We start from the raw sequence: 12836 nt of genomic DNA on the forward strand, positions 1-12836 counted from the left end.
ATGACAGACGACTTCCCGGTTCCCGCCATCGAAGACTGGCAGCGGCTCACCCTGAGCGTGCTGCGCAAGTCCGGCAAGGCGGACGAGAACACCCAGGCGGGCGAGGCCGCGGACCTGCTGGCCACCACCACGTACGACGGCTTCCCACTGGCCCCGCTCTACACCTCGCACCACACCACGGTGCCGGACGGCCGGCCCGGGCAGGCGCCGTTCACCCGGGGCGGTGGAGTCGGCGGCAGGTGGGACGTGCGGACCGTGCACACCGACCCCGACCCGGTACGCACCGCGACGGCGGCCCGCGCCGACCTGCACGGCGGGGCGACCTCGCTGTGGCTGCGGGCGACGGCACCCGAGCAACTGGGCGAGCTGCTCGCCGGGATCCCCCTGGACCGTACCGGCATCGTGCTCGACGCCGGCACCGAGACCGACAAGGCCGCCGCCGCCCTGCTGGACGTGGCCAGCAGGCAGCACATCGAGCCCCGCGTGTTGCGGGGCAACCTCGGCGCCGACCCGTACGGGGCGTACGCGGCGACCGGCGTCGAACCGGAACTTCGGATCGCCGCGGAGCTGGCCGCCCAGTCGGTGACGGCGCACCCGGAATTGCGGGCGTTGACAGTCGACGCGACCACCTACCACGACGCGGGCGGCAGCGACGCCGAGGAGTTGGGTTGTGCGCTGGCCACCGGCGTCGCGTACCTGCGGGCGATGAGCGATCGGGGGATCCCGCTGACCAGGTCGCTGGCCCAGCTCGAGTTCCGGTACGCCGCGACCGCCGACCAGTTCGCCACGATCGCCAAGCTCCGGGCGGCCCGCCGACTCTGGCACCGGGTCACCGAGGTCGCCGGTGCCGAACGGCCGTCGGCGCAGCGGCAGCACGCGGTCACCTCGGCCGCGATGATGACCGCCCGGGATCCGTGGAGCAACCTGCTGCGGACCACGATCGCCTGCTTCGGCGCGGGCGTCGGCGGTGCCGGGGCGGTCACCATCCAGCCGTTCGACCTCGCCCTGGGGCGCCCCGACGAGACGGCCCAGCGGATCGCCCGCAACACCCAGATCATCCTGTTGGACGAGGCGCACCTGGATCGGGTCACCGACCCGGCCGGCGGATCCTGGTACGTGGAGTCACGCACCGAGGACCTGGCCCGCGCGGCCTGGGACTGGTTCACCACGATCGAGCGGGCCGGCGGCATCGGAACGGCGCTGCGCAGCGGTCTCGTCGCTGACCGGCTGGCTGCCACCTGGGAGCGCCGGACCACCCGGTTGGCCCGCCGGCAGGACGCGATCACCGGCGTCAGCGAGTTCCCCGACCTGGACGAGCAGGTCCCCGCCCGCCATGCCGGGTCACCCCCACCCGTCGGAGGCCTGCCCCGCCACCGGTACGCGCACCGCTTCGAGGAGTTGCGTCGCCGGGCCGATGGCGCGCCGACGCCGCCGCTGGTGCACCTGGTCGCGATCGGACGGACGTCCGACCACAACGCCCGGGTCACCTTCACCGCGAACCTGTTCGCCGCCGGCGGTATCCGCACCGTGACGACCGCCCCCGGCGACCCGGTCCCGCCCGGCGCGGTGGTCTGCCTCTGCTCGTCCGACCGGGTCTACGCCGAGCAGGCCGCGCCGATAGCGGCCGCGCTGCGGCAGGCCGGCGCGGCGACGGTCTGGCTGGCCGGGCGGCCCGGCGGGCATCCCGGCGTCGACGCCTACCTGTACGCCGGATGCGACGCCGTGCACGTGTTGGAGACCACCCTCGACGACCTCGGAGTGCCCCGATGATCCCCTCGTACGCCGACGTCGCGCTCGGCGCACCACCTGCGCCGAGCGGCCCGGCCGCGGAGCCGACCGACGTGTGGCAGACCCCGGAGGGGATCGGCGTCAAGCGGTTCTACACCGCCGACGACCTGGCCGGAGTGGACTTCCTCGACTCGCTGCCCGGCATCGCCCCGTTCGTGCGCGGCCCCTACCCGACGATGTACACCACCCGCCCGTGGACGGTCCGCCAGTACGCCGGCTTCTCCACCGCGCAGGAGTCCAACGCGTTCTACCGGCGCAACCTGGCCGGCGGGCAGAAGGGCCTGTCGGTCGCGTTCGACCTGGCCACCCACCGCGGCTACGACTCCGACCACCCCAGGGTCGCCGGTGACGTGGGCATGGCCGGGGTGGCGATCGACTCGATCCTCGACATGCGGGAGCTGTTCGCCGGCATCCCGCTGGACCGGATCAGCGTGTCGATGACCATGAACGGGGCGGTGCTGCCGATCCTCGCTCTCTACATCGTCACCGCCGAGGAGCAGGGAGTCACGCCCGAGCAGTTGGCGGGGACCATCCAGAACGACATCCTCAAGGAGTTCATGGTCCGCAACACCTACATCTATCCGCCGGAGCCGTCGATGCGGATCGTGGCGGACATCTTCGCCTACATCTCGCAGCGGATGCCCCGGTTCAACTCGATCTCGATCTCCGGCTACCACATGCACGAGGCCGGTGCGACCGCCGACCTGGAGTTGGCGTACACCCTCGCGGACGGGGCCGAGTACGTGCGTGCCGGCAAGACCGCCGGGCTGGACGTCGACGCGTTCGCTCCCCGGCTGTCGTTCTTCTGGGCGGTCGGTATGCACTTCTTCATGGAGGTGGCGAAGCTGCGGGCGGGCCGTCTGCTGTGGGCGCGGCTGCTGCGCGACGCCGGAGCGACCGACCCGAAGTCGTTGTCGCTGCGCACCCACTGTCAGACGTCCGGCTGGTCGTTGACCGCGCAGGACCCGTACAACAACGTGGTGCGGACCTGTGTCGAGGCGATGGCGGCCACCCAGGGCCACACGCAGTCGCTGCACACGAACGCCCTCGACGAGGCGTTGGCGTTGCCGACCGACTTCTCCGCCCGCATCGCCCGCAACACGCAGCTGTTGCTGCAGCAGGAGTCGGGCACCACCCAGGTGATCGACCCGTGGGGTGGCAGCGCCTACCTGGAGCGGCTCACCCACGACCTGGCCGAGCGCGCGTGGGGCCACATCCGGGAGGTCGAGCGGGCCGGCGGCATGGCCCGGGCCATCGAGCAGGGGTTGCCGAAGTTGCGGATCGAGGAGGCCGCCGCGCGTACCCAGGCCCGGATCGACTCGGGCCGCCAACCGGTGATTGGCGTGAACCGGCACCGGCCGGTCGTCGAGGACCCGATCGAGGTGCGCAAGGTGGACAACACGGCGGTCCGCGCCGAGCAGGTCGCCAAACTGCGCCGGCTGCGCGCCGAACGCGACCAGTCGGCCTGCGCCGCCGCCCTGGCCGCGCTCACCCGGGGCGCCACCGACCCGACGGCCAACCTGCTCGACCTGGCCGTCACCGCCGCCCGGGCCCACGCCACCGTCGGGGAGATCTCCACGGCCCTGGAGACGGCATACGGTCGGCACGTCGCCCACATCCGCACGACCAACGGGGTGTACCGCGACGAGGCGGGCGACGATCCCGGTGTCGCGCGGGCGCGTGCCGCAGCCGACGCGTTCGCCGAGCGGCGGGGGGTCCGCCCGCGCATCCTGGTCGCCAAGATGGGCCAGGACGGTCACGACCGCGGTCAGAAGGTCGTCGCCACGGCCTTCGCCGACCTGGGTTTCGACGTCGAGGTCGGCCCGCTGTTCCAGACCCCGGACGAGGTCGCCCGGCAGGCCGTCGACGCGGACGTGCACGTCGTCGGCGTCAACTCGCTCGCCGCCGGACACCTCACCCTGGTGCCCGCGCTGCGCGGGGCCCTGACCGCCCTGGGGCGTCCGGACATCATGATCGTGGTCGGTGGGGTGGTTCCGCCCGGTGACATCGCCGCGCTCCGCCGGGCCGGCGCCTCGGCCGTCTTCCCACCCGGCACGGTCCTCGCCGAGGCGGCGATGGACCTTCTGGAACGCCTGCTGCGCTGAGGTCACGCCCCGCCCGAGTACGCCGGTGGCCGCTCCCGCCCGGGAGCGGCCACCGCGCGTCGCGGCCGCGTCCACCTGCCGGGCGGGGCCGAGCGCGCGTCGCCAAGATCCGCGCAACCTCAGGGATCCTGCTGGCTCCCGCGTTGCGGAGGCAGCAACATCGGGGAAGTTGCTCGGATCTTCGGGCCGTCGCGGCGGCGAGCGGTGGCGGCGCGGGCGGCGGGGCGGCGCGGCGCGGGCGGCGGGGCGGGGCGGCGCGGCGGCGGGGCGGAGTTCAGCGGTGGGCGGCCAGGCGGCCGGTCGCGCGGGTCTTCGGGGCCACCGGGGCGAGCACCGTGATGGCGGTGACGACGAGGCCCTGCTCGGCCATCCACCGGCCGCTGAAGCCGCTGAGTCGCCGACCGTGCACCCACGGCCCGGTCACCAGCAGTGTGGCGGTGAACGTCCCGCTCAGCGGGTCGATGACGATGTTCGCGTCCTCGAAGTCGAGCCATCGCGCGGTCAGCGGGAACCAGGCCTTGTAGACCGACTCCTTGGCGCTGAACAACAGCCGGTCCCAGGCGACGCCGGGATGGTCCCGCAGCAGGACGGCGATGCGGTCCCGCTCCTCGGCCAGGGAGACGGCTTCGAGTACGCCGTTGGCCAGCGCCTCGTTGGGTTCGGCGTCGATGCCGACGGTGGTGACCTTCTCCTGCTCGGCGAGGACGGCGGCGCGGTAGCCGGCGCAGTGGGTGATGCTGCCGACCATCCCGAACGGCCACTGGGGCTCGCCCCGGGTGCCGGGCAGGACCGACGCGGGAGCGATCCCGATCCGTCGCATCGCCTGGCGGGCGCACCAGCGGGCAGTGGTGAACTCGCGGCGGCGCTTGTCCACCGCCTTGCGGACGACTGCCTCCTCCTCGGGGAAGAGCTCGGCGTCCGGCGGGTCCACGAACGTGTCGACGGCCGTCACGGCGCCGGGAAGAATGGACTCGATCATGGCTTCCTCCGCGCCGGAGAAACGGTTCCGGAGTCAGCGGCATCCGACCTGACGCAGTCGGGCGGCAGTGGCTGAATGCGGCTGACATTGGTCACGCTTCAACAGTATCGGCGCTGGTAGCCGCAGGGAACGAACGCTGCGGCTTTCACGGGCCGGGCTCGCCGGGCTAAGGGAGTGCCCTCGACGGCTAGGGGCCGGGCAGCGGGTGGGGGTCCGGTCGCGGGCCGCCGTGCCAGGGCTGCCGGCAGGGGTACGGCCCGCGATCCGCCCCGGGTCACTCGGCGATCTTGGTCCGGCCGGTCCAGGTGAACAACAGCGGGGAGCCGTCGCCGACGCGGCGCTCGAAGTGCTCGTAGCCGGCCAGGTAGGGCACCTTGATCTTCCCGTAGACGAGCTGCTCGACGCTGGCCACCATCGTGCGCGGAACGCCGTCCGGTCCACCCTGGAGGAACACCATCACGGGCTCGGATGTCGGTGCCATCGCCGGCCGGTCGAGCGTCAGATACTGCTGGGGCATCGGATCGTTCCTCTCCGCCAGGGAGCGTCGTTGCTCCCGAATCCAGCATGGTGGCGGCTCCGGCGTCGACACAGACCCCTAGTACCGCGGCGTGGCACGGGCGAGGTATCGCCAGGTGCGGAAGGTCGCGGTTCGTTCAGCTCTTCAGGCCGTGCTCGATCGCCTCGATGACGCGCGGTCGCAGGTCGGCCGTGCTGACGATGGCGTCGACCGAGCCGACCTGGACGGCACGTTGGATGCTGTGCACCCGGTCGAACTCGGCGGCCACCTCGCCCAACTTCTCCGCGCGGACCGACGAGCGCACCTCCGCGAGCCGGACGTTCAACGCCGTGCGCTGCGCGCCCGTCGCCCCCGCCACCTGCGCGTGGAGGTCCGCGACTCGCGGGTCCCGGGCGGTGCGGTCGTTCACCTCACCGGAGAAGACGACAGCCGCGGCCGGGGCGCCGCCGAGCACCGAGGCGAACGATCCCTCCAAGGCGAGGACTGTCATGTTCGGGTTCAGTGCCTTCGAGAAGACCACGAACGCCCCACCGTGGTAGCGGGAGATCACCGTGAAGACGATCGGCCCCTCGAAGTTGACGATCGCCCGGCCGATCTCGGCGCCGTACTCCAATTGGAGGTTGCGCATCGATTCGGGGGAGCCGTCGAAGCCGGACAGGTTGGCCAGGACGACGAGCGGCCGGTTGCCGGAGGCCGCGTTGATGGCCCGTGCCGTCTTCTTCGAGGAGCGGGGGAACAGCGTGCCCGCCGTGTAGGTGTCCGGGCCGTCGGTAGGCGGGAATCCGCGCCGGGGTACGGGCCGCGACTCGATGCCGATGAGGCAGACGGGATAGCCACCCACGTGTGCGTCCTGCACCACCGACGTGTCGGCGTCGGCCATCCCGGCCCAGCGTTCGAGGACGGGGTGGTCCTGGTCGGACAGGGCGCGCATGACCGTACGGATGTCGAAGGCCTTCTTACGGTCCGGGTTGTGGCCCGCCGAGAAGATCTGCCCGACGGTGGTGAAGTCGCTGCCGTCGACGGTGTGCGGGTAGTCCGACACATCCCGGTTCACCGGGTCGTCGGTGCCGGCCCGGCGAGGCCCGGTCTCCCCGGGTACGACGTAGCTGTGGTCGTAGTGCGCCATCAGCACGTCCCGGGCCGCCGGCAGGTCGGGCGCCCAGTACTGGGCCTGCCCGTTCGGGCCCATCACCCGGTCGTAGCCACCGATGCCGAAGTTGTCCTCGGCGGACACCCCACCGGAGAAGTCCAACGAGTGCTTCCCGGTGAGCACCATCGCGGAGTCCGGGGTCATCACCAGGATGCCCCTGGTGTGCATGAGCATCGTCGCCTCGGCGTTCCAGTACGGCTGGGCGCCCACGTTGATGCCGGCCACCACGATGTTGATCTCACCACCGGCCTGGGTGAACGTCACGACGCGCTTGAGCGCGGCGGCGACCCAGTCCATGTTCTCCGTCCCGGAACTCATCGAGATGCGGGCTCCGGCCGACAGCGCGAACCATTCGAGGGGCACCCGCATGGTCTCGGCCAGGTCGAGGGCGGCGATCACGCGGGCGCACTCCGGTTCGGAGAGCGCGCCCAGCGACTTCGTCGGATCGCCGAGCAGCACCACGCGGGTGATCCCCTCCGGGTACCGCTCGGTCGGGGTGGTCACCACGCCGGCGACGATGGCCGCCGAGTTCCTCCCCTTCGGCCGGTCGACCGGCACGAGCGTCCCGGACGGGTCGAGGTCGTACTCGGTGAAGCGGCCCAGCAGCCCGGTCAGCTCGTACGGGTAGGTGGTGCCGCGGCGTGCGGCACGCAGCACCTTCTGTCGGTAGTCGTCCAACGGTCGCACCGGTTCGGTGGACGGCGCGCCCACGTTCAGCCGTGCGCCATTGCCCGGATCAAGGGTGATCGTCACCGCCACGTCCTCGGCCGAGTGCGGCTGCCGGGCGATGAACTGCACCTCTTCCAGTCCGGCGCCGATGGTGGTGGGCAGGATCCGCTGGACCAGCGCGTTCAGTTCGTCGCGCGACAGGTTGGTGGGCGGCCAGACGTACATCATGATCCGGTTGGTGTCGAAGCGCTTGTCCTGCGGACGCCGCGCCTGGATGTCGCGGATCGCGTCCAGGGCCAGGGTGGTGGCCTCCTCCAGGGCGGGCAGCGCGACCAGCCGCCCGTCGGTTTCGCGCAGCGGGGTCAGGTCGCGGATCTGGCCCATGGCGATCAGCCGTTCGTCGGCCGGGTTGCTGTGCGCCACCGCCTTGAAGAGGTAGATCTCCTCGTCGGCCGAGGACAGCCGGGTCAGGTCGAAGTCGCGGAGCCGTTGCAGTTGCAGGCGCTGGGCGATCTGCGGGTGCAGGCCCCGGATCAGCCGGTCCTCGGTGAAGCCGGTCTCGCCGGGCCGGAAGGTGAAGTAGTGGTGCATGACCGCGCCGTTGGCGCTGGCCACGGTGGCGGTCACCCGCTCGACGGTCGAGGGCAGCGGCTGGTCCGCGAAGAGTTTCCCGAGCCGTTCCGCGATCGCGTCGTCGTCGTCGGGTTGGTCGCCCAACGCGACGTAGAGGTCGGCGACCAGCCGGGCCGGGGCGTCGGCGGCGAGCGCGGCGAGCGCGGCGAGGGTTTCCGGCAGCCGGGGGATGTCGGTGGCGCCCGCCACGACGTGGGTGGTGCCGTGCTCGGCGGTGATGAAGCCGCCCCGCGCGGTGACGGCCCGCAGTCCGCGGTTGCCGTAGTAGCGCCGGGTGAGCACCTCCAGCAGGGCGCCGTGCTCGGTGTGGCCCCGGCGTCGGATGCGCTGGCCGATGATCCGTACGAGGGGTTGCCGGCAGGAGACCATCCGTTGGACGCGTTCGGCCCGGTCCGGGGCGTCCGGGTGCTGGTCGAGGTGCCGCAGGTCGGCGCGGACCCCGGCGTAGTCCTCGGCGCGGGTGCGGCGCAGCAGCGGTTGGGCGTACCAGCGGAAGACCAGGCCCCGGGCGAGGTCGGCGACCACCGGGAAACGGACCTGGGTGGCCTCGACCAGTCGTTCGAGGACGATCCCTGCGGGTTCGCGCTGCTCACCGGCGGGTGCCGGTCCGGCGAGCAGGTGGCGCAGCACCTCGGAGACGACCGGGACCGCGGCGGCCATCCGCTGCTGGGCCAGGAAGATCCGGAAGACGGCGTCCTCCAGCTCCGGTGTCCGGTCGAGGCTGGTCACGCCGTAGTGGACGAGGACCCGTTGCAGGCGTGCCACGAACGTGGCGGAGACGCCGGCCCGTTCGACGTCGAGGCTCTGTAGGTAGCTGTGCAGGAACTCGCGCGGGGTGTGAACGGCGCTGCCCGGCTGGGCGTCAGAGGTCCGACGCGGCTTGTTACGGGCCAACTCCGCCAGGTTCGCGAAGATCGTCAGGAGGTCGAGCCAGGCCGTCGGCGGTTCGGTCCCCGGGGCCGGGTGGCTGATCTCGCCCGGGTCGACGTCGTAGCCGAGCAGGAGCGCGCGCAGATCGTCCAGGGCGTGTCTCGCCGATGTACCGGCCGGTGCCGTCGGGAGGTCGATCTCGACGGTCTCGACCGCACCCGGCGTCTCCTCGCCGGCGACGTCGGCAAGCGGTTCGAGGCGCATCAGGGGGGTGCCGGTCTCGACCTGGCTGCCGACCGAGACCGGGCACTCGCGTACCCGGGCCTTGAAGGGGGCCCGGAGTACGTTCTCCATCTTCATGCTCTCCAGCACCAGGATGGGTGCGCCCGCCTCGACCTCGTCACCGGCGGCGAGGGGAGTGGCGACGACGAGGGCGGGTGCGGGGGAGCGGACCACGCCGCCCTCGTCCCTGCTGACCCGGTGGGTGACGCCGTCGACCTCGACCGTGTGGATCGGCCCGTGGGTGGCGGTCACCAACCGGAAACGGCGTCCGTTGACCAGCATCTGCCCACGGTGCTCGTCGAACCGCTGCACCTGCACGTCCAGGTGGTGGACGTCGCCGCCCGCCGACAGGCCGACGCGGAACCGTTCCCGGTCCACCCGGGACACCGCGACCCGATAGCCGACGCCGCGCAGCTTGACGTCGAGCGGACGCCCGGTCTCGTGCCGCACCTGCGGTCGGCCTCCGTACGCGGTGGTGAACAGGCGTTGCCGGCTCACCTCCTCCTCGTCCTGGTACGCCTCGATGCCGGCCGCGGCGAGGGCGAGCGCCCAGTGCCGGTGGGTGACCAGGCGGCCCTCGGCACGGACCCGGTCGATCCAGCCGGTGTCGGCGGAGCCGTCGATCACCTCGGACTGGTCGAGCAGGTCCAGCACGAAGCTCTTGTTGGTGGCGCCGCCCTCGATGATGACGGTGGTCTCGGCCATGGCCCGGCGCAGACGACCGAGTGCTTCGTCGCGGTCCCGCCCGTACGCGATGATCTTGGCGATCATCGAGTCGAAGGCCGCCGGGATGCTGTCGCCCTCGCTGACACCGGTGTCCACCCGGATGCCCGGGCCGGCCGGCAGCGCGAGCCGCACGACCCGGCCGGGGGAGGGCGCGAAGTCGCGGTCCGGGTCCTCGGCGTTGAGCCGGGCCTCGATGGCGTGACCCGCCTCGACCGGCGTCGCACCGTCGAGGCGGCCGCCGCCGGCCACGTGCAGTTGGAGTTTGACCAGGTCGGTGCCGGTGGTGATCTCGGTGATCGGGTGCTCGACCTGCAGGCGCGTGTTGACCTCCAGGAACGCGAAGAGCTTCTGCGCCGGGTGGTACAGGAACTCGACGGTGCCAGCGCCCCGGTAGCCGACCGCCAGCGCGAGCCGTACCGCCGCCGCCTTGACCTCGGCCACCTGTTCCGCCGCCAGCACCGGCGAGGCGGACTCCTCGATGATCTTCTGGTTGCGACGCTGCACCGAGCAGTCCCGTACGCCGAGCGCCCAGGCGCCGCCCTGCCCGTCCGCGATCATCTGCACCTCGACGTGTCGGGCGCCGGTGACGAGGCGTTCCAGGAAGACGACGCCGGACCCGAAGGCCCGCAGCGCCTCCTGACTGGTCCGCTCGTAGGCGTCGGTGAGGTCCTTCGCCGAGTCGACCCGCCGGATGCCACGCCCGCCACCACCGGCGGTCGCCTTGAGCATCAGCGGATAGCCGATCTGTTCGCCAGCGCGAAGGGCGTCCTCCAGCGTGGCGACCTCGCCCCGGCTCCACGGGGCCACCGGCACCCCCACCTGCTCGGCGATCAGCTTCGAGCCGATCTTGTCGCCGAGCTTGCGCATCGCCTCCGCGCCGGGCCCCACGAACGTCACCCCGAGCCGCTCGCACAGCTCGGCGAACACCGGGTCCTCCGCGACGAATCCCCAGCCGACCCAGGCCGCGTCGGCGCCGGTCTCGACCAGGGCGCGCTCCAGCAGCGCGTGGTCGAGGTAGGGGCGGGTGGCCGCGGCGCCCAGCGGATAGGTCACGTCGGCCGCGCGGACGAAGGTAGCGGTCCGGTCCTCGTCGGTGTAGAGGGCGACCGTCTCGACCTGCTCACCCGACTCCGCGGACAGATCCCGTACGGCATGGATCAGCCGCATCGCGGCCTCGCCCCGATTGATGATCGCGATACGCCTGAACACCGGTCGACCCCTCCCCCGTCGTCTGCCGCTTCGACAGACGACGATTCCGAGTGACCCGCGCGCGTATCGCGGTACGGGCACGGCCGGACCGTAGCCCGCCTCCGGGGCCAGCGGACACCCCTAGCGCCTGTGTCGAAGCCCTTGGCCGGCCTGCGGCGGGCCCGGACGACGACCGGCTGCGTTGGATATTCGGCCGGATACAACACCGGTATCCGAACGAATATCCGCCTTGCCGGACCGCCGCCCGGACTCCGCCTCGGCTCGACCGAGGACTTCGACACAGCCCTAGCTTCGCCTCGCCCGGGAGGCCGCCCAGCGGGACGGCACCGAGGCGGCAGGGGTGTCGGGTGTGGTGGTGGAGCCGGCGCGGCCGGTCGTCTCCCGGTACGCCCCGGCGATCCCGGCCAGGCCGCGGCTCAGTTCCGAGCCGCGCACCCCGGCGTAGCCGACGACCAGCGCCGGCGGTCGGTCGTCGGCGCGCAGCGCGTAGAAGCGACCGCCTCGGACCAGTACCGAGCGACGCCGTGCCGCCCGCACCAGGGCCTCCTCGTCGCACCGCGCGGGCAGCACCAGGTACGCCTGCAACCCGTTGTGCCCTCCGAGCACTCTGCTGCCGGGCATCTCGCGGGCCACGAACTGGTGGACCGCCTGACGGCGCTTCTGGATGTCGGCCCCGAGTCGGCGAAGGTGCCGGTCGAAGGCGCCGGTGTCGATCAGCCGGGCCAGGGCGAGTTGCTCCAGGCTGGAGCACCCGATGTCCCAGCCGGCGCGGAGCCGCTCGATCGGCGCGGTGAGCGCCGCCGGGGTGGCCAGCCAGCCGAGGCGCAGCGCCGGCGCGAGGACCTTGCTGGCGCTGCCGGCGTAGATCACCCGGTCCGGGGCGAGGCTCTGCAGTGCCGGCATCCGATGCGCCGGGGCCACGAAGGCGGCGTCGAAGTCGTCCTCGACGATGTAGCCGTCGACCGCTTCGGCCCAGCCGACGAGCTGCTCCCGGCGTTGCGCACTGAGGGTGGCCCCGGTGGGGAACTGGCTGGCCGGGGTGACGAGCACGGCGCGTACCCCGCTCGCGGCCAGCGCGTCGACCCGGATGCCGTCGGCGTCCACCGGGAGGCCCACCGGGCGCAGGCCGGCGTCGGCGATGAACTCCCACTCGCCCGGGTGCCCCGGGTCCTCCACCCCGACGCTGTGGTGGCCCCGGTCGCGCAGCTGCCGGCAGAGCAGTGCGAGCCCCTGGGCGAACCCCGAGGTGATCATGAGGTGTTCGGGTCGGCTGCGGACGCCCCGCACCCGACCGAGGTAGCCGGCGAGGGTGTGCCGCACGACCGGGAGGCCCGACGGTGGGGCGTACCCCAGCTCGCGGTGGCCGGCCGAGGTGACCACCGCGCTGACCGCCCGGATCCAGTCCTGACGGGGGAAGGTGGAGCTGTGCAGGCCGCCGGTGCGCAGGTCCCAGACCGCCGTCGTCGCCGTGCGGTCGTCCAGTGTGAGCGCCGAGCCGCTGTCGGTTCGTGCCGTCGCCGCCACGGAGGTGCCTGAGCCGTGTTGTGAGACGAGGTACCCCTCGGCGCAGAGTTGTTCGTACGCCTCGACGACCACACTGCGGGACACCCCGAGGTCGACGGCGAGCTGCCGGCTCGACGGCAGCCGGGTGCCGGGACGAAGCGTGCCCTCCTCGATCTGTGTGCGAAATGCGTTACGGAGCCGCACTGCCAGCGTTTCACGCGATTGACCATCTATTGACAGGCTTAGATTCAGCGACAAGTGGTCCGCTCCGGCGTCGTTGAAGTGGTATGGACAGCATGATCCGTGCCTGAGGAAAGTGTTGGTCGGACGCGCAACCGCCCAGCTGTCGGCGAATCCGGGCGTACGTTCCGAGTATGTCCAATATGGACTTCGGCATCGTCGCCG

6 protein-coding genes are annotated in these 12836 nt (G+C 72.1%); 2 read left to right on the plus strand and 4 right to left on the minus strand.

From position 1 onward, the window contains the following. Positions 1-1770: a methylmalonyl-CoA mutase subunit beta gene (locus O7614_RS14460; RefSeq protein ID WP_278138966.1), complete on the plus strand. Its 1770-nt coding sequence runs from the start codon at positions 1-3 to the stop codon at positions 1768-1770. Next, the gene (gene scpA, locus O7614_RS14465) at positions 1767-3893 is read left to right on the plus strand and encodes a methylmalonyl-CoA mutase (protein WP_278138967.1); all 2127 of its coding nucleotides are present in this window, start codon (positions 1767-1769) and stop codon (positions 3891-3893) included. The genes O7614_RS14460 and scpA overlap by 4 nt, the downstream gene beginning before the upstream one ends. Positions 3894-4167: 274 nt before the next feature. Here the strand turns inward: scpA and O7614_RS14470 are convergent, their stop codons facing one another. The 4 genes from O7614_RS14470 to O7614_RS14485 form a co-directional block, all read right to left on the minus strand. Further along, on the minus strand, positions 4168-4872 hold the full coding sequence (locus O7614_RS14470; protein ID WP_278138968.1) for a 4'-phosphopantetheinyl transferase superfamily protein: 705 nt from the start codon (positions 4870-4872) through the stop codon (positions 4168-4170). 274 nt (positions 4873-5146) lie between these two features. After that, the gene (locus O7614_RS14475; RefSeq protein WP_278138969.1) at positions 5147-5389 is read right to left on the minus strand and encodes a DUF5988 family protein; all 243 of its coding nucleotides are present in this window, start codon (positions 5387-5389) and stop codon (positions 5147-5149) included. Between the two features lie 136 nt (positions 5390-5525). After that, complete coding sequence (locus O7614_RS14480; RefSeq protein ID WP_278138970.1) at positions 5526-10928, minus strand: carboxyl transferase domain-containing protein; 5403 nt, start codon at positions 10926-10928, stop codon at positions 5526-5528. Between the two features lie 285 nt (positions 10929-11213). Then, positions 11214-12635 carry a PLP-dependent aminotransferase family protein gene (locus O7614_RS14485; RefSeq protein WP_278138971.1) on the minus strand — a complete coding sequence of 474 codons (1422 nt, stop codon included), beginning with the start codon at positions 12633-12635 and terminating at the stop codon, positions 11214-11216. Between the last annotated feature and the right edge of the window lie 201 nt (positions 12636-12836).

Origin of the sequence: Micromonospora sp. WMMD961 (assembly GCF_029626145.1) — a bacterium.
Taxonomy (GTDB): Bacteria; Actinomycetota; Actinomycetes; order Mycobacteriales; family Micromonosporaceae; genus Micromonospora.